Below are 23121 nucleotides of genomic sequence, written 5' to 3'. Positions count from 1 at the left end.
ATACCGAGGTCCGAATGATGATGGCGTTTGATGATCTTTTTGACGCCGCGCTGTCAACCATTCTTCACGTGAGCATGGAAATGTGCGGCGGAAGAAAAAACAAAAAGAGGGCCGTCCACGTTTGTTTTGGCTACGAAATCGGAAAAATCTCCGACAATTTCCCATTTCCGACGTCAAAAAAGCATCAAAACCATCCCGCTGGCCCCTATTTTAGAGATTTTTTCGAAGAATCTTCTGCTAGCTTGCAGAAAATCAGTCCATTGCGGGAGGCGATCCATGGCTGCCAGAAACAATCCGAAACGAGAAAAACAGATTGAAGGCGCGCGAAAGATCGCCAAGGAGAGGGGCGAGGCCCATCTCGATCCGGAAATTCTCTTCGGCCGGGCAAGCAATGACGATCTCGAACGCTACACGTCTGAAATGCTGGCGCTTTCTGCCGTGCATTCGGCGAAAGAACTTGCCGCCTGGAACAGCAAGACCCCGCGCGTCAGTATCGACACCATCGCCGGTGTGGCGCCTGACGGCATTGCCGTCTCGGTGCTTTCGGTCACCGACCGGAATATGCCTTTCCTCTATGAATCGGTGATGGGTGAAGTGACGAGCACCCACCGCGATCTCTTCATGGCCGTGCATCCCATCCTCATCATGGAGAAGGGCAAGGCGCCTACGCTCTATTCCGCCGACCAGCCGAGTGATCCCGCGACACGTGTCAGCCACATCCAGCTTCATATCGCCCCGTTGAATTCCAGCCAGGCTGCCGATCTCGTCAATCGCATCCAGACCGTGCTCGAACATGTCCGTCTGTCCGTCTCGGACTGGGAGCCGATGCTCTCCAAGCTCGACGGGGTGATCGCCGAGCTTTCGGCCAATGGCGCCGGCCGCAGGAAGGCCGAACACGCCGAGGCGGTGGCGTTCCTCACCTGGCTGCGCGACGAGAATTTCACCTTCCTCGGCATGCGCGAATATGTTTATTCTGGCAAGGGCGCCGACGCCAAGGTCGAGCGCGACAAGGGAACGGGCCTCGGCATCCTCTCCAATCCCGATGTTCTCGTGCTGCGTACCGGCAAGGATGCCGTGACCACGACGCCCGAGATCCTCGCCTTCCTCGACGGCCCCGACTTCCTGATCGTCACCAAGGCGAACGTGAAATCGATCGTCCATCGCCGCGCTTATATGGATTATGTCGGCGTCAAACGTTTCGACGCCGAGGGCAATGTCACCGGCGAACTGCGCATCGTCGGCCTCTTCACCTCGACCGCCTATACCTCGCTCGCCTCGGAAATCCCGCTGCTGCGTTCCAAGATCGAAAAGGTGAAGGAGCATTTTGGCTTCGACCCGATGAGCCATTCCGGCCGCATGCTGGATAACACGCTGGAATCCTATCCGCGCGACGATCTTTTCCAGATCGACACAACATTGCTTGCAAGCTTTGCCGAGCAGATCAACGACCTGGCCGACCGGCCGCGCGTGCGCGTCCTGCCGCGCATCGACCACTTCGACCGCTTTGTCTCCGTGATCGTCTATGTCCCGCGTGAGGAATACGATTCCATCGTTCGCGAGCGGATCGGCACCTATCTGAAGACGGTCTATGACGGGCGTGTCTCCGCCTATTACCCGGCTTTCCCCGAAGGCGGCGTAGCGCGCGTGCATTTCATCATCGGCCGCTCCGGCGGCAAGACGCCGCGCATTCCGCAAGCCAAGCTCGAGCAGACGATCCGCGAAATCACCGCCCGCTGGGACGACCGCTTCGAAGTGCTGGCCGGGCCGAAGGCGCCGAAACTATCGGTCGACCAGGCCTTCCAGGATTCCTTCACCCCGGAGGAAACCGTGGCGGACCTCGCCGATATCGGCGCCTGCGCCGCCGGCGAGCCGCTCCGCATCCAGTTCTATCATCGTCAGGAAGAACAGGGCCGCATCCTTTCGCTGAAGATCTTCCACGCCGGCGGCCAGCTGGCGCTGTCACGGCGCGTGCCGCTTCTCGAGAACCTCGGCTTCAATGTCGTCAGCGAACGCACCTTCGATATCGGGGTGCCGGTCGCCGACGGCCAAACCGAACTCGTCGTGCTGCATGACATGGAGCTCGAGACCCGCAACGACCGCGACATCGACCTGCAGCGTTATGGCGCCGCCCTCGAGGAAGCCTTCGTCGCCGCCTTCGCCGGCACGATCGACAATGACAGCTTCAACCGGCTGATCCTTTCGGCGGGGCTCTCGGCCCGCGAGACGAATGTGCTGCGCGCCTATGCCCGCTACCTCCGCCAGGCCGGCATCGCCTATTCGCAGGACTATATCGCAACGACGCTCGACAAATATCCTGATGTCGCTGCCGCCATTTTCCGGCTGTTCCACGACACGCTCGATCCCAAGCTGCCGGAGAAGGCCCGGGTGAAGAAGCTTGCCGAGCTGCACCAGGCGATCGAGGCCGAGCTTGCCGAAGTGCCGAGCCTCGACGACGACCGCATCCTGCGCCGCTACGTCAACATCGTCGATGCGACGCTGCGCACCAATTATTTCCAGAAAAACCCTGATGGTGCGCCGAAGGCGATGCTCGCCTTCAAGCTCGACCCGCACCTGGTCGACGGGCTGCCGCAGCCGAAACCCTTCCGCGAGATGTTCGTCTACGGCGTCGAGGTCGAAGGTGTGCATCTGCGCTTCGGCAAGGTGGCGCGCGGCGGCCTGCGCTGGTCGGACCGCGCCGAGGATTACCGCACCGAGGTGCTCGGTCTCGTCAAGGCGCAGCAGGTCAAGAACGCCGTCATCGTGCCGGTCGGCGCCAAGGGCGGCTTCTATCCGAAAAAGCTCCCCGCCGGCGGCAGCCGCGACGAGATCTTCAATGCCGGCCGCGAGGCCTACAAGACCTATATCCGCACGCTGCTTTCGATCACCGACAATATCTCCGGTACCGAGATCGTGCCGCCGAAGGATACGGTGAGGCTCGACGGCGACGACCCCTATTTCGTCGTCGCCGCCGACAAGGGCACGGCAACCTTTTCCGACACCGCCAATGCGCTGGCGCAGGAAGCCGGCTTCTGGCTGGACGACGCCTTCGCCTCCGGCGGCTCGGCCGGTTACGACCACAAGAAGATGGGCATCACCGCCCGCGGCGCCTGGGAAACCGTCAAACGCCATTTCCGCGAAATGGACATCGACATCCAGACGACCCCCTTCACCGTCGCCGGCGTCGGCGACATGTCGGGCGACGTCTTCGGCAACGGCATGCTGCTCTCGCCGAAGATCCGGCTCGTCGCCGCCTTCGACCACCGCGACATCATCATCGATCCCGATCCCGACATGGAAAAGACGCTGGCAGAACGCCAGCGGCTCTTCGACCTGCCGCGCTCGAGCTGGCAGGATTTCGACAGAAGCGTGCTTTCCAAGGGAGCGATGATCATTTCCCGCGCGGCGAAATCGGTGACGCTGACGCCGGAAGCGGTCGCTGCGATCGGCATCGACAAAGCCGTGGCCACGCCGTTTGAGATCATGACGGCGATCCTGAAGAGCCCGGTCGACCTGCTCTGGTTCGGCGGCATCGGCACCTATGTGAAAGCGCCGTCCGAAACCGATACCGAGGTCGGCGACCGTGCCAACGACCCGATCCGCATCACCGCGGCGGAGGTGCGCGCCAAGGTGATCGGCGAGGGTGCAAACCTCGGCGTCACCCAGAAGGGCCGTATCGCCTACGGTCTTACCGGCGGGCGCTGCAATTCCGACGCCATCGACAACTCGGCCGGCGTCAACACCTCGGACGTCGAGGTCAATATCAAGATTGCGCTGGCGGCCGCCATGCATGACGGGCGGCTGACGCGGGCAAAACGCGACCAGCTGCTTTCGTCGATGACCGGCGAAGTGGCGGCCCTGGTGCTGCGCAACAACTACCTGCAGTCGCTGGCGATCTCGCTGACCGAGCGCAAGGGCACGGCCAACGGCCTGGAGCTCGGCCGCTTCATGAGCGTGCTCGAGGGCGCCGGTCAGCTGAACCGCAAGGTCGAAACCTTGCCCGACGACCAGACCCTCGCCGAACGTTATACGGCCGGCAAGCCGCTGACGCGGCCGGAGATCGGCGTGCTGGTGTCCTATGCCAAGATCGTGCTCTTCGATGCGCTCGCCGCCAGCGATCTGCCCGACGACCCCTATTTTGCCGCGACGCTGTCGAATTATTTCCCCGTCAAAATGCAGAAGTCGAACGCCGGCGACATTGCCAGCCACCGCCTGCGGCGTGAAATCGTCGCGACCGTGCTTGCCAACGAAGCGATCAACCGCGGCGGGCCGAGCTTCACCGTCGCCATGATGGACGCGACGGCGGCTTCGGCGCCGGAAGTGGTGCGCGCCGCGATCGTCGCCCGCGACGGTTTCGACCTCACCCGGCTCTGGGCTGAGACGGATGCGCTCGACGGCAAGGTTTCCGGCGAGGTGCAAAACCGTATCTACGAGGAGATCAGCCACAGCTTCACCGTGCTGGCGCGCCTGCTTCTGAAGACCGGCATGGGCAAAATCGATATGGCGGAAGTGATTAGCCGGCTGCAGGCAGCTCTGAAAAAGCTAAAGCCTGCCTTCGCCGAACAGTCCGCCGTCGATGCCGCCGCGCGCCAGGCGGACTATGTTCAAGCCGGCGTGCCGGAGAAACTCGCAGCCGAGATCGCCAATCTCCAGAGCTTCGCGCTGGTGCCGGAGATCATGCAGATCGCCGAACGCACCGGCGAACCCCTGGTGCGCGCCGCCGAGAACTATTTCGCGGTGTCGCAGACCTTCCGGATCGCGCGGCTGCTGGCGGCGGGTGGACGCATCCTCACCTCCGATCACTACGAAAACCTGGCCCTTGCCCGCAGCATCGACCAGATCGCCAGCGCAAGGCGCGACATCGTCATCTCGGCCCTTTCCGACCACGGCAAGGAGAAGCTGCCCGTCCAGGCCTGGCATGCCCAGGATCGCGTCCGCATCAACCGCATCGTCGAGGAGCTTTCGAGCCTCAGCGACAGCGGCGATCCCAATCTTGCGCGTATTACCGTTGCTGCAGGTATCCTGACCGATCTTGCGCGCGACCGGGCGAGGTGAGACAGTCCGCCAAAACAGGAGCGGATGTTGAATCGCATAGACTGGACAGGGACGCAGCCGCCGAAAGCCACGGAGAAGGGCATCTGGGGATGGATGTTCTTCGATTGGGCGGCGCAGCCCTTCTTCACCGTGGTCACCACCTTCATCTTCGGGCCCTATTTCGTTTCGCGCCTGACCGATGACCCGGTGTCGGCGCAGACGACGTGGAGCAACATGGCGACGATCTCCTCGGTGATCATCGCCCTGCTCTCGCCGGTTCTCGGCTCAATCGCCGACCAGTCGGGCGCACGCAAACCGTGGATCGGCTTCTTCGCGATCATCAAGATCGCGAGCCTGTTCGGCCTGTGGTTCGCCGCCCCGGGTTCGCCTGTCCTCTATCCCGTGATCTTCATGATCCTCGCCTCGATTTCGGCCGAGTTTTCGATCGTCTTCAACGATTCGATGATGCCGCGCCTGGTCGCCAAGCACGAGGTCGGCAAGCTTTCCAACACCGCCTGGGGGCTTGGTTATCTCGGCGGCATGATCGTGCTGATTGCCGTCGTCACGCTTCTGGCGGCAAGTCCGGAAAGCGGCAAGACCGTTCTCGGCCTCGACCCGCTTTTCGGCCTTGATCCCAAGACCGGCCAGGATGCGCGCATCACCGGGCCGATCTCGGCCATCTGGTACCTGATCTTCATCCTGCCGATGTTCTTCTTCACGCCCGATGTCGGCAGAGGCCTGCCCTTCGGCACCGCCATCCGCGCCGGCCTGCGGGAGTTGAGAAACACGCTCGGCGAACTCAAAGAGCGGCGCGGCATCCTGAAATTCCTGATTGCCCGCATGATCTATCAGGACGGCGTCAACGGCCTGCTGATCCTCGGCGGCGTTTTCGCCGCCGGCATGTTCGGCTGGGCGACGATCGAGATCGGCCTCTACGGCATCATCCTCAACGTCGTCGCCATTTTCGGCTGCCTGATCGCCGGCCGCATCGACAAGGGCGTCGGTTCGAAGGTAACCGTCGTCATCAGCCTCACCATGCTGCTTCTCGCCACCATCGGCATCATCTCGACCGGGCCGGGCTACACGATGTTTGGCCTGATGGCGCTGCCGTCGGCCGATTCCGGCGGCCTCTTCGGCACCGCGGCGGAAAAGGCCTATATCCTCTATGGCCTCTTGATCGGGTTCGCCTTCGGGCCGGTGCAGGCCTCGTCGCGCTCCTATCTCGCCCGCAGCGTCAGCCTGGAGGAAGCCGGCCGCTACTTCGGCATCTACGCGCTTTCAGGGCGCGCCACGAGCTTCATGGCGACGCTGCTCTTCTCGCTGATGACCTATATCAGCGGATCACCGCGGCTAGGAATGGCGACGTTGATCCTGTTTCTTGCCGGCGGCCTGCTGCTCTTGATCCGCACGCCCTATCCGGCCGACCGGGCATAGGAATGCCCGGTCATTTCCGGCACTTCTTCAGAGCATGATGCCGAAAAGTGTGAGCGGTTTTCGGGCGACATCATGCTCTAACTCTTTAATTTAGAACAGGATTCAGATTTTAGGCCGACCCGGCCTAAAATCATCCTGTTCTAGTGCCGGAAGTGACGCATGCCGGTGAAGACCATCGCGACGCCGTGTTCGTTGGCGGCATCGATGACCTCCTGATCACGCATCGAGCCGCCCGGCTGGATCACCGCCGTCGCGCCTGCGGCGATCATCGACAGAAGACCGTCGGCAAACGGCAGAAAGGCTTCGGAGGCAACCGCCGAACCCTTTGTCATCGGAACCGCAAGGCCGAGCGCCTTGGCGGCCTCTTCGGCCTTCAGCGCCGCGATGCGGGCCGAATCGACCCGGCTCATCTGGCCGGCGCCGATCCCGGCCGTCTGGCCGTCCTTGGCGTAGACCACGGCATTCGATTTGACATGTTTACCGACCTTGAAGGCGAACTTCATGTCCTCGAGCTCCTGCGCCGTCGGCGCCCGCTTGGTGACGACCTTCAGCTCCAGATCCTCGACCATGCCGTTGTCGCGGCTCTGGACCAGCAGGCCGCCGGAGACGGTCTTCGCCGTCAGCCCTGCAACGCGCGGATCGGGCAGGCCGCCGGCCGACAGCAGCCTCAGGTTCGGCTTGCGGGCGACGATCGCCTTCGCCTCTTCGGTGACATCGGGAGCGATGATCACCTCAGTGAAGAGCTTGACGATCTCTTCGGCCGTTTCGGCGTCCAATATCTGGTTGAGCGCGATGATGCCGCCGAAGGCGGAAACGGAATCGCAGGCAAGCGCCCGCTGATAGGCTTCGACCAGGCTCGAACCGGTGGCGACGCCGCAGGGATTGGCGTGCTTGATGATGGCACAGGCCGGCGCCTTTTCCGGCAGAAACTCGGCGACGAGCTCGTAGGCGGCATCGGTGTCGTTGATGTTGTTATAGGAGAGCTGTTTGCCCTGCAGAAGGACAGCCGTCGAAACACCCGGACGCTTTTCGCCGGTCACATAGAAGGCCGCCTTCTGGTGCGGGTTTTCGCCGTAGCGCATCTCTTCCTTCAGCACGCCGCCGATGACGCGGTGGCGCGGCGTGTCGATCGACAGCGCCTCGGCAAACCAGTTGGAAATCGCAGCGTCATAAGCCGCGGTGCGGGCATAGGCCTTGGCGGCCATGCGCTGGCGGAAGGCATAGGCCGTCTTGCCGGCATCGGCCGAAAGCTGCTCCTTGAACTCGGCATAATCGTTGGGATCGGTCAGAATGGTCACATAGGCGTGGTTCTTGGCCGATGCCCGGATCATCGCCGGGCCGCCAATATCGATGTTCTCGACGGTCGTCGGATAATCGCCGCCGGCCGCGCGCACCTCTTCGAAGGGATAGAGGTTGATGACAGCGAGATCGATGGCCTCGATGCCATGCTTCTTCATCGCTTCCTGGTGCTCGCTGTCATCACGGATCGCCAGCAGGCCGCCATGCACTGTCGGGTGCAGCGTCTTGACGCGTCCATCCATGATTTCCGGAAAACCAGTGATGTCGGAAACATCAGTGACGGCGAGACCGGCCGCAGCAATCGCCTTGTAGGTGCCGCCGGTCGACAGCAGGCGCACGCCTCTTTCAGACAAGGCCTGGGCGAGCTCGACGACGCCGGTCTTGTCGAAGACGGAGAGGAGCGCGGTCTTGATTTCGACCTGGTCCGGGGCGGGGATCTTCTTGGAAATGACGGCCATGAACTTTCTCCGTTCGGCTTCGGTTCTGCTTGCGCCGCGTTAGCACAGCTTCGCCGCTGCGCAAACAGGCGCTATCCCTTGCGGGATAAAAACCAGCGGATTTCCGTCTTCTCGGCAAGATCGAAATCGATCTCGATCTGGTCCGAGCCGCAAATGCCGGAGCTGTCGGCAAAGAAAATATCCTCGGAAATCAGCACTTCATTGCCGGGAGCGGAAAACAGCCAGCTTTCGCCGTCCGGCGCCGTCAGCAGCACCGACTCCCCGTCACTCTGCTGCAGGACGATCGAAGGATGGACGTGAAAACGGGCGACAGCCTTCACCGGCTCGTCAATCTCATATCCTTCACGGACGACAAGCCGGTCGCGGCCCGTCACGATCGTGCCCGCCGCATTGAGCGTAATTTCGCGCTCGTGCAGCACACCGAAGGCTCGCACATAACCGTCATGGCTGAGCTTGATGCCGTCGCGTCCATCCTCCGTTTCGGCACGCTCGACGGTGACGGTCCTGACCGGTTCGGTAATCGCGTGGTTGAGGAAGGGCGAGAGCGAAAAGCGGCTGGACGACGTGTCGTTGAGGATGACGGTCGAATGCGCCGCGGTGGTGCGCGCCATCTGGACATAGCGGTGCCCGGCAAATTTCGGCGAGCCGGAATTGACGATGAAGCGATGGCGGCCGGACGACATCTCGAAGGAGAGGGTGCCGGCATGCACACTGCGCAACGCGCCTCCCGAAGGCGGCGTGCCGGTATCGGCGATGATGATTGTCTTGCCCCCGGCAAGCCGTTGATAGCGCGACTGCGGCAAAGCCTTGAACGGCTGACCGGCGGTCTCGTCATATCTGAGCACCGACATCAGTTCATTGGCGAGCGTCGACGTCGCGCCGTTGAAAAGCGCCAGATCCCCGTCCTGATGGCGAAAGAACCGCAAGGCCGGATACATGCGGTCGATGCCGGAGATCAGCTTTTGCGGCAGATCATGGCCGAGATTGACATAGGTCTGGCGCAGCGGCAGCAGATCGAGCAGCAGTTCCAGCCCGGCGCGCGGATTGCGCGAGACATGGCCGCCATCCGGAAGAATCTGGCTATCGAATTCGCGGTCGAGCGCCTGGGCCGCCCGTTTGAGCGTGGAGGCGCGGGTCGGCATGGCGACGGAGGCCATGGCGAGCGCAATGCGCAGGCGAAACAGCTCCAGACCGCCGAGCGTATAGGGCGCCATGCGATGCAGGAACCTGACCTGAAACGCCAGCGACTTCATGAACCGGCGATAGAAACCGCGGTCGGCATTCTGCAGCACGACCGGCGAATGCGACAGCCAGGCGATGACGCGCTGGGCAGTGACGTCGGTCTCCCAGGCAATTCCTTCCATGCGGCCGGCATGAACGGAAAGCCAGCTGTCGACGATGGCGCGGGCGGCGGCCGAGTTGCGTTCCGTCTTGTGCGCCCGCATGTGCCGCAGCCAGCCGAAGCTGTGAAGGCGGGTGGCGAAGGGGCGCGAGGGCAGGGTGAAGGTAAAGGGCGATTTGCCGTTCGTCTCCAACATCCGCCCGGCCAGGAGAAACCGTCCGTTGAGAATTTCGTCGGCCACATGCGGATCGATGCCGCGCAGATCGGTCGGCGCGACGATCAGGCGCTCGGGTACTTTGATCGAATGGCGAAAGAGCTTCAGGCGCAGCAGCGCGACGCGGCGCAAGGCGCGCCGCCAAGCTTCCCGAACATACATGCTCGCAAAACGCCGACCGGACTGCATATTCTATTGTCTATTGACCCTCGTGGTTAAGAATAGGTGAAAAGCGGCCGATTTCATCGCCCGCAATGAATTAATTCGTGACAAAGTTCGAATATACGCAAATTACTGCATTTCAGTTGAGATCATTCGACGGTTCACAACGCACCGTGGCGATGATGCGAGGATTTCAAATCCCCGCATGCTTTGCTCCGACCTTTGAGGTTGGTCAGCCCGCTCGCCGCAGCACGGCCGCGTAAAAGCCGTCGAGGCCGGAGGCGATGCCCTCAGGCATTTTCAGCATGGTCGGAAGCGTGCGGAATTCGCCGAGCGGCGTGATCGCTGCCTCAAGGCCGGGCCAGTCGCCCGCGCTGATCGGAACGCGCTCGATCGCGCCGGTATCGGAAAGAACACGGGCGACAACCTCCTCGCCCTCGGCGGGATCGAGCGAGCAATTTGAAAACACCAGCATGCCGCCGGGCGTCAGCAAGGTCAGTGCATGACGCAGCAGCCGCTCCTGCAACGCCGCCAGCCTGGCGATATCCTCCGGCCCCTTGGTCCACAGCACATCGGGGTGCCGGCGCGTCGTGCCGGTGGAAGAGCAGGGGGCGTCGAGCAGGATCGCATCGAAGCCTTCTGGCGGCTTGAATGTCGTCAGATCTGCCGCGACCGTTTCCGCCGTCAGGCCGAGCCGATCGAGATTCGAGCGCAGCCGTCTTAGCCGGCTTTCCGACTGATCGAGTGCGGTGACCGTGCCGCCGGCAAGGATGAGCTGCGCCGTCTTGCCGCCCGGCGCGGCACAAAGATCGGCGGCACGTTTTCCCGAGAGATCGCCGAAAAGCCTGGCCGGAATGCTTGCCGCCGCATCCTGAACCCACCAGGCGCCCTCATCGAAGCCCTCGAGCGACGGAATGCCGCCGTCGAAGGCGGCGAGCCGCACGCCGCCCGTCGGCAGCGCAACGCCGTTCAACCTCTTTGCCCAGCCTTCGGCGTCGGATTTGACGGTCAGATCGATCGCCGCCGGCTCGAGCTGCGATTGCGAGATCGCCAGCGCCGCGTCGCGGCCATAGGCCTTTTCCAGCCGTGCAAGGAACCAGAACGGCATCGGCGCGACCTTGCCGATCTCCGCCAACACCTCGTCCTTTTCGCGGCCGAGCCGACGCAGCACGGCGTTGACGAGCTTGGCGAAACGGCGATTGCGCGGATCCTGATTGGCCTGTTCGACGGCAAGATCGACGGCCGAATGATCGGGCACGTCGAGATAGAGAATCTGCGCCGCGCCGATTGCCAGAACGTGATGCAGCGCCCGCGCGCCCTCCGGCAGCGGCGATTCCAGCAGCGAGGCGATCGCCGCATCGATGCGCGGCAGATGGCGCAGCGTCGTGTTCAGAATGGCGCGGACAAGCGCCCGGTCGCTTTCGCCGAGCGCCTTATAGGCAGGATTGCCATGTTCGTGATCGAGAGCGCCGTCGAGCGGCAGCTTGCGGTCGACGACGGCGGCGAGAATTTTTGCCGCCGCGGCCCGGGCCCGCAGGCCGGGCTTGGCCGGCGCCGATCGGCCGGCCGGCCGGTCGGTGGAAGGTTTCTGTTTACGGAATGGCTTTCTCGTGCCGTCTGAATTCAAGACCACGGACCTCTTGGCGGTTGCGAACCACCGCGACCCGTATTCGGAACAGAGCGCGATTTGCGCGTCGGATTAACAGCACGAACCGGTCCCGTCGAGACATTCATGCCGCTTTGCGCCATCTCCTGCAGCGCGGCAATGCGGTTTTCCGTGTCTGGATGCGTCGAAAACAGATTGTCCATGCGCTCGCCGGAAAGCGGATTGATGATGAACATATGCGCCGTCGCCGGATTGCGCTCGGCATCCTCGTTCGGCACTTGGGCGGCACCGCGGGCGATCTTGCCGAGCGCCGACGCGAGCCAGAGCGGATTGCCGCAGATTTCGGCGCCGCGACGGTCGGCCGAATATTCGCGCGTGCGGCTGATCGCCATCTGCACCAGCATGGCGGCGAGCGGCGCCACGATCATCGCCACGAGGACGCCGACGAAACCGAGCGGATTGTTGTTGTCGCGATTGCCGCCGAAGAAGAAGGCGAAATTGCCGAGCATCGAGATCGCCCCGGCAAGCGTTGCCGTGATCGTCATCGTCAGCGTGTCGCGGTTCTGAATATGGGCAAGCTCATGCGCCATCACGCCGGCGACTTCCTCAGGAGACAGTGCCTGGAGCAGGCCCGTCGAGGCGGCGACGGCGGCATTTTCGGGATTGCGGCCGGTGGCGAAGGCATTCGGCTGCGGGCTGTCGTAGAGATAGACCTTCGGCATCGGCAGGCCGGCATTGTGGGCGAGATCACGGATGATCGCGAAAAATTCCGGCGCATTGCGCTCGTCGACCTGCTGGGCGCGATAGGCCGAAAGCACCATGCGATCAGAATTCCAGTAGGAGAAGAAGTTCATGCCGGCGGCAATGAGGAATGCGATCATCATGCCGGCCCGACCGCCGATCAGGAAGCCGACAAACATGAAGAGCGCCGTCATGAAGGCAAGCAACATGGCAGTGCGAACGAGGTTCATTGCGAATCTCCAACTCCGATTTCGGCGCCGCAAGCTTTTAATCCCGGCGCCGGCGCATTATGATTTGGTTATTCACCAGCCATTTTCAATGTTTTCCGGCAGGAGAAGCCATGCAGGACGCCGATAACGACAATAGCCAATCGCCGACGGCCGAAGGATCGGAGCCGCCGCGCAAAATGCTGTCCCCGGCGGCCCAGCGTGCGCTTGCCGAGGCCGAGGAGCGGCGAAAGCACCAGAAGCCGCTGGACCTGCCGCCGGAGATCGGCGGCCGCGGCGGAGCCGAGCCGGCCCGCTTCGGCGATTACGAGATCAATGGCCGGGCGATCGATTTCTAAGCAAGGATTGTCGATCCCGAATCCGGGCCTTGTGCAGGCCGTCCAATATCAGCCAGCAATGTAAAGTGAGCCGCTCCGGGACTCGGATGGTCGGGAGCGGCTCTGTGTGTCAGGCGGTCGCCTTGTTCTGTCGGTTGGCGATCAGATCGTCGACCACGGCAGGATCGGCGAGTGTCGAGGTGTCGCCGAGCGCGCCGAAATCGTCCTCGGCGATCTTGCGCAGGATGCGGCGCATGATCTTGCCCGAGCGGGTCTTCGGCAGGCCGGGCGCAAACTGGATCTTGTCCGGCGCGGCGATCGGCCCGATTTCGGCGCGCACATGTTTGACCAGATCCTGGCGAAGCGTGTCCGTTCCTTCATGGCCGGCCATCAGCGTCACATAGCAATAAATGCCCTGGCCCTTGATCGAATGCGGATAGCCGACGACCGCCGCTTCCGAAACCAGATTGTGCGACACGAGCGCCGATTCCACCTCCGCCGTGCCCAGCCGGTGGCCGGAGACGTTGAGCACGTCGTCGACGCGGCCGGTGATCCAGTAATAGCCGTCCTCGTCGCGGCGGCAGCCATCGCCGGTGAAGTACTTGCCCTTGTAGGTGGAGAAATAGGTCTGGATGAAACGCTCGTGATCGCCGTAGACGGTGCGCATCTGGCCCGGCCAGCTGTCGGTGATGCAGAGATTGCCGTCGGCGGCCCCTTCCAGCACCTTGCCCTCATTGTCGAGCAGCTCAGGCTTGACGCCGAAGAACGGCGTCGTCGCCGAACCGGGTTTCAGGTCGGTCGCACCGGGCAGTGGCGTGATCATGTGGCCGCCGGTCTCCGTCTGCCACCAGGTATCGATCACAGGGCAGCGTTTGTCGCCGACGACGTTGTAATACCACTCCCAGGCCTCCGGATTGATCGGCTCGCCGACCGTGCCGAGCAGGCGCAGCGAAGAGCGCGACGAACGGGTGACGAATTCATCGCCGGCGCCCATCAGCGAGCGGATCGCCGTCGGCGCGGTATAGAAGATATTGACCTTGTGCTTGTCGATGACTTCCCAGAAACGGCCCTGATCCGGGAAGTTCGGCACGCCCTCGAACATCAGCGTCGTCGCGCAGTTCGAAAGCGGCCCATAGACGATATAGGAATGGCCGGTGACCCAGCCGACATCGGCGGTGCACCAGTAGACGTCGCCATGATGATAGTCGAAGACATATTCATGCGTCATCGATGCGTAGACGAGGTAGCCGCCCGTCGTGTGCAGCACGCCCTTCGGCTTGCCGGTCGAGCCTGAGGTATAGAGAATGAACAGCGGATCTTCCGCCTTCATCTTCACCGGCGGGCATTCGGCCTTCACCGTGGCGACTTCCTGGTGATACCAGAGGTCGCGGCCCGGCGCCCAGCCGGTCTTGCCGCCGGTGCGGCGCACGACCAGCACTTTGCTGACATTGACGTGCTGACGGGCGGCGATGTGGATCGCCGTATCGGTATTGTCCTTCAGCGGCACCGGCTTGCCGCCGCGCACGCCTTCGTCGCAGGTGATGACGAAGGTGGATTCGCAGTCGACGATGCGCCCCGCCAGGGCTTCCGGCGAGAAACCACCGAAGACGACCGAATGAACCGCGCCGATGCGGGCGCAGGCGAGCATCGCGTAAGCCGCCTCGGGGATCATCGGCATATAGATGGTGACGCGATCGCCCTTCTTGACGCCGTGCTTCTTCAACACGTTCGCCATCCGGCAGACGTGCTCGTAGAGCTCGTTATAGGTGATCTTCTTGTCGATATAGGGATTGTCGCCTTCCCAGATGATCGCCACTTGGTCGCCATTCGTCTTCAGATGGCGGTCGATGCAATTGTAGGAGACGTTGGTCTGGCCGTCCTCGAACCATTTGATCGAGACCTTGCCGGTAAAGGAGGTGTTCTTGACCTTGGTATAGGGCTTGAACCAGTCGATCCGCTTGCCGTGTTTGCCCCAGAACTTGTCCGGGTTCTCGACGCTCTCCTCGTACCATTTCAGGTACTTTTCCTTATCGATCAGGGCACGCGCCTTCACCGGCTTCGGCACCGGATGGATCTTCTCCGACATGGAACTCCTCCTCATGGGACATGCGACGGGCCAAGCGATCTACGAGCCCGAACTTCAAATCAGGGCAATTCATAGCAGGTCGCATCGCCACGGCAATTAGACAAAGGTCATTTGATTTCGGAAGAATTGCAATTCTGCGACAGTCCGGTTATATAGCGGCATATTTCCCGGACATTGTGGTGACAATCCACGGACCGCGACCGGCGCGGACGATAGAAGGACTATATCCATGGCTCAAACACTGCTCATGCCGAAGGCGACCGCCATCTGGCTTGTCGACAACACGGCGCTGTCTTTCGATCAGATTGCGCAGTTCTGCAAACTGCATCCGCTCGAGGTCAAGGCGATTGCCGATGGCGAAGCGGCGCAGGGCATCAAGGGCCTCGATCCGATCTCGACCGGTCAGCTTTCCCGCGACGAGATTGCCCGCGCCGAAGCCAATCCGAACCACAAGCTCAAGCTCTCCGAACCGAAGGTGCGCGTGCCGGAATCCAAGCGCCGTGGCCCGCGTTATACCCCGGTTTCCAAGCGTCAGGACCGCCCGAACGCCATTCTCTGGCTCGTGCGCAACCATCCGGAGCTGAAGGACGCGCAGATTTCCCGCCTCGTCGGCACGACGAAATCGACGATCGAGCAGATCCGCGAGCGCACCCACTGGAACTCCGCCAACCTGGCGCCGATGGATCCGGTGACGCTCGGCCTCTGCAGCCAGATCGATCTCGACATGGAAGTGGAAAAGGCCTCCAAGGGCCGGCCGCTGCCGACGGCCGCCGAGCTTGGCGCGACGCTGCAATCGGCTCAGGAAACCGAACGCCTCACGCCGAGCTACGAGCGCGAAGAGGAAAAGGAAATCGACGCCGACGCCGTCTTCCGCAAGCTGAGCTCGCTGCGCTCGGCTCCGAAGGACGAGGACGAAGAAGATCAGTACTGAGATACCAGCGATCTCATCAGGAAAACCCCGCCGAGCGAACCGCCCGGCGGGGTTTTTTATTGAGGATCGCCTCTCCCCGCATCAGCTGCGGAACAGGGTGAGGATGTTTTGTGCCGAGCTATTGGCGATCGAAAGCGACTGGATGCCGAGCTGCTGCTGCGTCTGCAGCGCCGAGAGCCTGCTCGATTCCTCTTCCATATCGGCATCGACCAGGCGACCGATGCCCGAGTCGATGGAATCGTGAAGACCGCTGACGAAATTCTCCTGCAGCTGGATGCGCGTCGAGATCGAGCCGAGAGCGGAGCCGGCAGCGGTCATGGCACCGAGAACCAGTTCGATCCCGGTCAGGGCTGCGTCGAGCTGGCCTTGGGTGAAACCGATAATGTCGAGATCATAGATCGACGGCATGACGATGACGGTGCCGCCATAGGTGCCGTTGAAGGCGGTGCCGATGATACCGCTGCTCGTCTCGATCGCACCCGTGCTGGTCATGCCGAAGAGCACATTGCCGAGCGAGCCTGAATCGAGCACATAATCGGTCATCTTCACTGAAACGGCATTGCTGCCGTCACGGACGAAGGACGAGACGACGCTCTTCGTTCCGGAAGCGCCAGCCACCCAGTTTTCGCCGGAGAAGGATGCGGACTGGGCAATGCTGAGCAGCTGCTCCTGCAGCTGGTCGAGTTCCTGCTGGATCTTTGTCTTGTCGACGCCCTTTTCTGTGGCGGCGACGATCTTCGCCTTGATTTCGCTGACGACGTCAAGCGCGCTGTCCATGGCCGCATAGGCGGTATCGACCTTGGCCGCACCGAGGCCGAGAGCGTCGGAGACGGCCGAAAGCGCCAGGTTGTCGGAACGCATGGTCGTGGCGATCGACCAGTATGCGGCATTGTCGGCGGCCTTCTCGACACGATAACCGGAGGAAACGCGCCCCTGGGTGTCCTTGAGGCTATCGTTTACGCCGCGCAAAGTCTGCAGCGCTGCCATGGCAGCGTTGTTGGTGAGGATGCTCGTCATGATCCGCTCCACAATCGGAGAAAGGGGCATTCCGGACTACCGCGCCGCGCGTCTTTTCAGACGCACAAAGGACGCTGTAGCACTTCAACTGCTGCATGATTTTATCCTTAAATCGATTCCGATTTAGGGAATTGTGCAGCAGGCCGGTAACGGCGACCGCGTCATGCAAAGCCTGCTATGCAAGCCATTGCCGTTAACAAATCCTTGCGCAACATGGTTAACAATTCCTCAATTAGGCTTATCGAATGCTTAATTTTTACATCGGCAGAGAGCCGAACCCGCGCTTGCGCAGCGCCTCGGCGATCTCCTCCAAAATCGCCGGATCATCGATGGTTGCGGGCATTTTCCAGGGTATGCTGTCGGCAATTTTCTGCATGGTGCCGCGCAGGATCTTGCCCGACCGCGTCTTCGGCAATCGGTTGACGGTGATCGCCGTCTTGAAGGCGGCGACAGGCCCGATCTGATCGCGAATCATCGCCACCACCTCCGATTCGATCGCCGTCGATTCGCGAACGACATGCCGCTTCAGCACCAGGAAGCCGCAGGGAGCCTGACCCTTCAGCGCATCGATCACGCCGATAACCGCGCATTCGGCGACATCGGGGTGACGCGCGCAAACCTCCTCCATCGCACCTGTCGAGAGCCGATGACCGGCGCAATTGATGATGTCGTCGGTCCGCGACATGATGAAGAGGTAGCCGTCTTCGTCGACATAGCCGGCGTCGGCAGTCTTGTAGTAACCGGGAAACTCGTCGAGATAGGCCGATCGGAAACGATGGTCCGCATGCCAGAGGGTCGGCAGGCAGCCGGGCGGCAGGGGCAGCTTGATGACGATATTGCCGAGCGTCCCCGCCTCGATCGGATGGCCGGCATCGTCGAGCACCGTCACCTCGTAGCCCGGCATCGGCAGTGCCGGCGAACCGTGCTTGACGGGCAGGGCGCCGAGGCCGAGCGGATTTGCGGCGATCGGCCAGCCGGTCTCCGTCTGCCACCAGTGATCGATGACGGGGATGGCAAGCATGCGTTCGGCCCATTTCAGGGTCTCCGGATCCGCCCTCTCGCCGGCAAGAAACAGTGCCCGCAAATTCGGCATCTTGTGGTTCGCGATCAGTTCGCCGTCCCCATCCTCGCGCCGGATGGCGCGAAAGGCGGTCGGCGCCGTGAAGAGCACGCGCACGTCGTGCTCTGCAACGACGCGCCAAAATGCGCCGGCATCGGGCGTGCCGACCGGCTTTCCCTCAAAAATCAAGGTCGTCACGCCCGATATCAGCGGTGCGTAGACGATATAGGAATGGCCGACGACCCAGCCGATATCGGAGGCCGTCCAGAAGACCTCGCCCGGCGTCACGCCGTAGATATTCCGCATCGACCAGTTGAGCGCGACCATGTGGCCGCCATTGTCGCGCACCACGCCCTTCGGCTGGCCGGTCGTACCAGAGGTGTAGAGAATGTAGAGCGGATCGGTCGCCTTGACGGAAACACAAGCCACCTCGGCGCCGCGATGGCGCGCCACCGCTGCCTCGAAATCCTCATCGCGGCCGCCGATGAGATCGGCTCGAAGCTGCGGCCGCTGCAGCACCAGACAGCGCTCCGGCTTTACCCGCGCAATCTCGATCGCCTGATCGACCAGCGGCTTATAGGCGACGACGCGACCGGGCTCGAGCCCGCAGCTCGCGGTAATCACCAGCCTGGCGCCGCTGTCGTCGATGCGCGCCGCAAGCTCGCTGGCGGCAAACCCGCCGAAAACGACCGAATGGACGGCACCGATCCGCGCGCAGGCAAGCATGGAAAACACTGCCTGCGGCAGCATCGGCATATAGAGGATGACGCGATCGCCTCGGCCGATGCCGAGCGCCAGCAGCGTCGCGGCGATGGCCTTCACCTCGCCGAGCACCTCGTCATATGAGAACCGGCGCTTCTCGCCGGTCATGGCGCTGTCGAAGATGATGGCCGTCTCGCCGCCGCGTCCGGCCGTCACATGCCGGTCCAGGCAATTGTGACAGGTATTGGTTTCCGCTCCCGAGAACCAGCGGCCGTAAATACCGTCATCAGGCGAAAACACCCGCTCCGGCGGCTTGAACCAGTCGATCTCGGCGGCGGCTTCGCGCCAGAAGGCTTCGGGATCGCGTTTCCAGGCCGCATAGGCCTGATGATAGCCGTTCTGCATCTGCTCCTCCCCAGGACATGCAAGCCTCGATGTTAATCTAGGCACAGGGGAGGGGAACGGGAAGCCCGACCAAAGCAGCGTATCAGCGCGCGCCGAAAATCGCCGATCCGACGCGGACGCTGGTGGCGCCGAAGGCGATCGCTGTCTCGTAATCGCCCGACATGCCCATGGAGAGTTTCTCAACGCCGCATTTCGACGCGAGCTTTGCCAGCAGGGCAAAATGCGGTCCGGGATTTTCCTCGGCCGGCGGAATGCACATCAGACCTTCGATCAAAAGACCGAGCTCGCCACGGCAAAGCGAGACGAAAGCCGGCGTGTCGTCAGGCGCGATGCCGGCCTTCTGCGGCTCGAGCCCGGTATTGACCTGGACGTAAAGCCTCGGCCTCCTGTCTTGCCGCTTCATCTCCTCGGCAAGGGCGCGGGCAATCTTTTCCCGATCGACGGTCTCGATCACGTCGAAAAGCGCCACCGCGTCCGCCGCCTTGTTCGATTGCAGCGGCCCGATCAGATGCAGCTCGATGTCGGGATGTTCGGCTTTCAGCGCCGGCCATTTGCCTTGGCTTTCCTGCACCCGGTTCTCGCCGAAAATGCGCAGTCCGGCTTCGATCGCCGGGCGGATCGCCTCCGCCTCGAATGTCTTCGACACTGCGACGAGCCGAACCGAGCCGGCCGGCCGGCCGGCCTGGCGTTCTCCGGCGGCAATCCGCGATCGCACGTCGTTCAAGCGCTCTTGAAGTTCCATCGTTCTGCCTCGACATTTCAGCATGAGAGTGATGGCAATGAACTAGCCAGCCATTCTGTGCTTGCCAAGACCCGCTGCCGCGAAATCGCCCGGCCGGAATGAAGATCGGACGCTTGCAGCGCCTGCAAAACTTGACGCTACGGTGGTTTCATGGTGAAGGTCTCGACCAACCTCCCCTGATTTTCCGGAATTTCGAATACAATGGCCACCGAACGTTATAATCCGCGCGATGCCGAGCCCCGCTGGCAGCAGAAATGGAATGAAGACAAGGTCTTCGAGACCGACAACGCCGATCCGCGCGAAAAATATTACGTCCTCGAAATGTTCCCCTATCCGTCGGGGCGCATCCATATGGGCCATGTCCGCAACTACGCCATGGGCGATGTCGTTGCCCGCTACAAGCGTGCCCGCGGTTATAACGTGCTGCATCCGATGGGTTGGGACGCCTTCGGCATGCCGGCGGAAAACGCCGCCATGGAACGCGGCGTCCACCCCGCCTCCTGGACCTATCAGAACATCGCCTCGATGAAGGCGCAGCTGAAGGCCATGGGGCTTTCGCTGGACTGGAGCCGCGAGTTCGCCACCTGCGACGTCGACTATTACCAGCACCAGCAGCATCTCTTCGTGGATTTCCTGGAGAAGGGTCTGGTCTACCGCAAGCAGTCGAAGGTCAATTGGGATCCGGTCGACAACACCGTGCTCGCCAACGAACAGGTGATCGACGGCCGCGGCTGGCGGTCCGGCGCGCTGGTCGAACAGCGTGAACTGACGCAATGGTTCTTCAAGATCACCGATTTCAGCCAGGACCTCTTGGACGCGCTGGATACGCTCGACCAGTGGCCGGAAAAAGTTCGCCTGATGCAGAAGAATTGGATCGGCCGTTCGGAAGGCATGACCATTCGCTGGGAGATCGTGCCGGAAACGGCGCCGGCCGGCGAAACCGAGATTACCGTCTATACCACCCGGCCGGATACGCTGTTCGGCGCCTCCTTCCTGGCGATTTCCGCCGACCATCCGCTGGCCAAGGATGCCGCCGCCACGAACGCCGAGATCGAGGCCTTCTGCGAGGAATGCCGCCGCGCCGGCACTTCGCTCGCAGCACTCGAGACCGCCGAAAAGAAGGGCTTGGACACCGGCATCCGTGTGCGCCATCCGCTCGATCCCTCCTGGGAGCTGCCCGTCTATATCGCCAATTTCGTGTTGATGGATTACGGCACGGGCGCGATCTTCGGCTGCCCCTCCGGCGACCAGCGCGACCTCGATTTCGCCCGTAAATACGGCCTGCCGGTCGTGCCCGTGGTCATGCCGAGCGATGGCGACGCTGCGAGCTTTTCCGTCGGCGATACCGCCTATGACGGCGATGGCGTCATGATCAATTCGCGCTTCCTCGACGGCAAGACGACCGAAGAAGCCTTCAATATCGTTGCCGACCGGCTGTCGGCCGCTTCGCTCGGCAATACGCCCCAGGCTGAGCGGAAGATCAATTTCCGCCTGCGCGACTGGGGCATTTCGCGCCAGCGCTATTGGGGCTGCCCGATCCCGGTCATCCATTGCGATGCCTGCGGTGTCGTGCCGGTGCCGAAGAAGGACCTGCCGGTGAAATTGCCGGACGACGTCAGCTTCGACCAGCCGGGCAACCCGCTCGACCGCCACCAGACCTGGCGTCACGTCGCCTGCCCGAATTGCGGCAAGGATGCCCGCCGCGAGACCGATACGATGGACACCTTCGTCGATTCGAGCTGGTATTTCACCCGCTTTACCGCGCCGTGGGAGGGCAAGCCGACCGATCCTGAGGCGGCTAACCGTTGGCTGCCGGTCGATCAATATATCGGCGGCATCGAGCACGCGATCCTGCATCTGCTCTATTCGCGCTTCTTTACCCGCGCCATGCGCGAGACCGGTCACGTTGCGGCGAGCGAACCCTTCAAGGGCCTGTTCACCCAGGGCATGGTGGTTCATGAGACCTACAGCCGCAACGCCGGCGCCGGCCGTGAATGGGTGGCTCCCGCCGATATCCGCATCGAGGAGATCGACGGCAAACGCCGTGCCCTGCTCTTGGCGACAGGCGAGGAGGTCGCCATCGGCTCGATCGAGAAGATGTCGAAATCGAAGAAGAATGTCGTGGATCCCGACGATATCATCGCCTCCTATGGCGCCGATACTGCCCGCTTCTTCGTGTTGTCCGATTCTCCGCCGGAGCGCGACGTCATCTGGTCCGAAGCGGGTGTCGAAGGCGCTCACCGTTTCACCCAGCGCCTGTGGCGGCTGATTTCCGAAGCGGCCGGCGTCCTGTCGACCGTTGAGGCAGCACCGGCAAGCGAAGGCGAGGCGCTGGCGATCTCGCAGGCGGCGCACAAGACGCTGAAGGCCGTTCAGAACGACTACGACAAGCTCTGGTTCAACAAGGCCGTCGCCCGCATCTACGAGCTCGTCAATGCGCTCGCCGCGCCGCTGACGAGGGTTGCGGCAGGGGAGGGCGATATCGCCTATCGTGCCGCCGTGCGTGACGCGGCCGAGATTCTGATTCAACTCGTCGCCCCGATGACGCCGCATCTCGCTGAAGAATGCTGGGCCACGCTTGGCAATACGGAGCTGCTTGCCCGCACCGACTGGCCGCGTTTCGTCGAAGCGCTCGTCGTTGAAAACGACGTTGTCCTGCCCGTGCAGATCAACGGCAAGAAGCGCGCCGAATTGACAATTTCTCGCGATGCGGATCAGAATGCCGTCACCGACGCCGTGCTGGAACTGGACGCGGTGAAGAATGTGCTGAACGGTCAGGCACCGAAGAAGATCATCGTGGTTCCCCAAAGGATTGTGAACATTGTCGTCTGAAATCGCTCGCAAGCTGGCCCGCAATGCCGGCATCGCCATGATCCTTGCCGCCGCGACATTTCTGTCGGCCTGCCAGGTCCGGCCGCTTTATTCCGAGAGCTCGGGCGTCACCGAAAAGCTGTCCTCGGTCGGCTTTTCCGACGCATCCGGCCGCATCGAACAACAGGTGCGCAATCGGCTGATCTTCCTGGCGTCGCGCGGCGCCGGCGAAGCGGCAAATCCGCAGTATCACGTTGAACTGCGGGCCACGTCGAGTGTCGCCGATACGCTCCTGCGGCAATCCGGCGACACGTCGCGCGCCGGTCGTGTCACCGTCACCGTCACCTATACGCTGAGCGCCATCGCCGATGGTCGCGTCATCAAGGCCGGCAGCCGCCAGGCGACCGCGCTGGTGGATTTCTCCGAGCAGGAATTTGCCAAGCAGAGGGCGATCCGCGATGCCGAGAACCGCGCTGCCGATCAGACGGCGGAATTCGTAGGGGCCGATCTCGCCGCTGCCCTCAGCCGCTGAGGGC

At 62.4% G+C, this 23121-nt stretch carries 15 protein-coding genes; 7 read left to right on the top strand and 8 right to left on the bottom strand.

Annotated features, from left to right (window positions below; genetic code table 11):
• Positions 1 to 14 precede the first annotated feature (14 nt).
• The 3 genes from CO671_RS10060 to CO671_RS10050 are packed head-to-tail and all read left to right on the top strand — an operon-like array spanning position 15 to position 6465.
• Positions 15 to 317, top strand: coding sequence for a hypothetical protein (locus tag CO671_RS10060; protein WP_097605807.1), 303 nt, complete (start codon positions 15 to 17; stop codon positions 315 to 317).
• On the top strand, positions 277 to 5052 hold the full coding sequence (locus CO671_RS10055; RefSeq protein WP_097605806.1) for an NAD-glutamate dehydrogenase: 4776 nt from the start codon (positions 277 to 279) through the stop codon (positions 5050 to 5052). The genes CO671_RS10060 and CO671_RS10055 overlap by 41 nt, the downstream gene beginning before the upstream one ends.
• 24 nt (positions 5053 to 5076) lie before the next feature.
• Positions 5077 to 6465, top strand: a complete 1389-nt coding sequence (locus CO671_RS10050) for an MFS transporter (RefSeq protein WP_097605805.1) — start codon at positions 5077 to 5079, stop codon at positions 6463 to 6465.
• A 140-nt stretch (positions 6466 to 6605) separates the two neighbouring features.
• Here the strand turns inward: CO671_RS10050 and purH are convergent, their stop codons facing one another.
• The 4 genes from purH to htpX all read right to left on the bottom strand — a co-directional run bounded on the left by purH (position 6606) and on the right by htpX (position 12517).
• The gene (gene purH, locus CO671_RS10045; protein ID WP_010031776.1) at positions 6606 to 8222 is read right to left on the bottom strand and encodes a bifunctional phosphoribosylaminoimidazolecarboxamide formyltransferase/IMP cyclohydrolase; all 1617 of its coding nucleotides are present in this window, start codon (positions 8220 to 8222) and stop codon (positions 6606 to 6608) included.
• Between the two features lie 71 nt (positions 8223 to 8293).
• Positions 8294 to 9967, bottom strand: coding sequence for a heparinase II/III family protein (locus CO671_RS10040; protein WP_097605804.1), 1674 nt, complete (start codon positions 9965 to 9967; stop codon positions 8294 to 8296).
• Positions 9968 to 10172: 205 nt separating this feature from the next.
• Positions 10173 to 11573 (bottom strand): RsmB/NOP family class I SAM-dependent RNA methyltransferase, encoded by a 1401-nt coding sequence (locus CO671_RS10035; RefSeq protein ID WP_097605803.1) that lies wholly within the window; start codon positions 11571 to 11573, stop codon positions 10173 to 10175.
• The gene (gene htpX, locus CO671_RS10030) at positions 11564 to 12517 is read right to left on the bottom strand and encodes a zinc metalloprotease HtpX (protein ID WP_097605802.1); all 954 of its coding nucleotides are present in this window, start codon (positions 12515 to 12517) and stop codon (positions 11564 to 11566) included. The genes CO671_RS10035 and htpX overlap by 10 nt, the downstream gene beginning before the upstream one ends.
• 110 nt (positions 12518 to 12627) lie before the next feature.
• Here htpX and CO671_RS10025 point away from each other — a divergent pair, with 110 nt between their 5' ends.
• The gene (locus CO671_RS10025) at positions 12628 to 12852 is read left to right on the top strand and encodes a DUF1674 domain-containing protein (protein WP_010027923.1); all 225 of its coding nucleotides are present in this window, start codon (positions 12628 to 12630) and stop codon (positions 12850 to 12852) included.
• 109 nt (positions 12853 to 12961) lie between these two features.
• Here CO671_RS10025 and acs read toward each other — a convergent pair whose 3' ends face one another.
• Entirely contained in the window at positions 12962 to 14917 is a 1956-nt protein-coding gene (acs, locus tag CO671_RS10020; protein ID WP_097605801.1) for an acetate--CoA ligase, read from the bottom strand.
• A gap of 229 nt (positions 14918 to 15146) precedes the next feature.
• Here acs and CO671_RS10015 point away from each other — a divergent pair, with 229 nt between their 5' ends.
• On the top strand, positions 15147 to 15848 hold the full coding sequence (locus CO671_RS10015) for a DUF1013 domain-containing protein (protein ID WP_064686261.1): 702 nt from the start codon (positions 15147 to 15149) through the stop codon (positions 15846 to 15848).
• A gap of 81 nt (positions 15849 to 15929) precedes the next feature.
• Here the strand turns inward: CO671_RS10015 and CO671_RS10010 are convergent, their stop codons facing one another.
• The 3 genes from CO671_RS10010 to CO671_RS10000 all read right to left on the bottom strand — a co-directional run bounded on the left by CO671_RS10010 (position 15930) and on the right by CO671_RS10000 (position 19774).
• Complete coding sequence (locus CO671_RS10010; protein ID WP_010030682.1) at positions 15930 to 16865, bottom strand: flagellin; 936 nt, start codon at positions 16863 to 16865, stop codon at positions 15930 to 15932.
• 256 nt (positions 16866 to 17121) lie between these two features.
• Positions 17122 to 19032: a propionyl-CoA synthetase gene (locus CO671_RS10005; RefSeq protein WP_097605800.1), complete on the bottom strand. Its 1911-nt coding sequence runs from the start codon at positions 19030 to 19032 to the stop codon at positions 17122 to 17124.
• An 82-nt stretch (positions 19033 to 19114) separates the two neighbouring features.
• Positions 19115 to 19774, bottom strand: coding sequence for a YggS family pyridoxal phosphate-dependent enzyme (locus CO671_RS10000; RefSeq protein WP_010029890.1), 660 nt, complete (start codon positions 19772 to 19774; stop codon positions 19115 to 19117).
• Between the two features lie 201 nt (positions 19775 to 19975).
• On the opposite strand from CO671_RS10000, the gene leuS reads away from it, so the two are divergent.
• Positions 19976 to 22606, top strand: coding sequence for a leucine--tRNA ligase (gene leuS / locus CO671_RS09995; protein ID WP_097605799.1), 2631 nt, complete (start codon positions 19976 to 19978; stop codon positions 22604 to 22606).
• On the top strand, positions 22596 to 23117 hold the full coding sequence (gene lptE, locus CO671_RS09990) for an LPS assembly lipoprotein LptE (protein ID WP_097605798.1): 522 nt from the start codon (positions 22596 to 22598) through the stop codon (positions 23115 to 23117). Before leuS ends, lptE begins: the two co-directional genes overlap by 11 nt.
• Positions 23118 to 23121: the final 4 nt, after the last annotated feature.

Origin of the sequence: Rhizobium sp. M10, from assembly GCF_002531955.1 — a bacterium.
Classification (GTDB): domain Bacteria; phylum Pseudomonadota; class Alphaproteobacteria; order Rhizobiales; family Rhizobiaceae; genus Rhizobium; species Rhizobium etli_C.
The sequence above is the reverse complement of the archived record's forward strand: the minus strand, read 5'-3'. Positions and strand labels throughout refer to the sequence as shown.

Bases quoted from the DNA above. Each gene is read 5' to 3' on its own strand.
- CO671_RS10060 (WP_097605807.1), top strand. From the start codon at position 15: ATGATGATGGCGTTTGATGATCTTTTTGACGCCGCGCTGTCAACCATT.
- CO671_RS10025 (WP_010027923.1), top strand. From the start codon at position 12,628: ATGCAGGACGCCGATAACGACAATAGCCAATCGCCGACGGCCGAAGGA.
- CO671_RS10050 (WP_097605805.1), top strand. From the start codon at position 5,077: ATGTTGAATCGCATAGACTGGACAGGGACGCAGCCGCCGAAAGCCACG.
- CO671_RS10010 (WP_010030682.1), bottom strand. From the start codon at position 16,865: ATGACGAGCATCCTCACCAACAACGCTGCCATGGCAGCGCTGCAGACT.
- CO671_RS10005 (WP_097605800.1), bottom strand. From the start codon at position 19,032: ATGCAGAACGGCTATCATCAGGCCTATGCGGCCTGGAAACGCGATCCC.
- CO671_RS10040 (WP_097605804.1), bottom strand. From the start codon at position 9,967: ATGCAGTCCGGTCGGCGTTTTGCGAGCATGTATGTTCGGGAAGCTTGG.
- acs (WP_097605801.1), bottom strand. From the start codon at position 14,917: ATGTCGGAGAAGATCCATCCGGTGCCGAAGCCGGTGAAGGCGCGTGCC.
- leuS (WP_097605799.1), top strand. From the start codon at position 19,976: ATGGCCACCGAACGTTATAATCCGCGCGATGCCGAGCCCCGCTGGCAG.
- purH (WP_010031776.1), bottom strand. From the start codon at position 8,222: ATGGCCGTCATTTCCAAGAAGATCCCCGCCCCGGACCAGGTCGAAATC.
- CO671_RS10000 (WP_010029890.1), bottom strand. From the start codon at position 19,774: ATGGAACTTCAAGAGCGCTTGAACGACGTGCGATCGCGGATTGCCGCC.
- CO671_RS10015 (WP_064686261.1), top strand. From the start codon at position 15,147: ATGGCTCAAACACTGCTCATGCCGAAGGCGACCGCCATCTGGCTTGTC.
- htpX (WP_097605802.1), bottom strand. From the start codon at position 12,517: ATGAACCTCGTTCGCACTGCCATGTTGCTTGCCTTCATGACGGCGCTC.
- CO671_RS10055 (WP_097605806.1), top strand. From the start codon at position 277: ATGGCTGCCAGAAACAATCCGAAACGAGAAAAACAGATTGAAGGCGCG.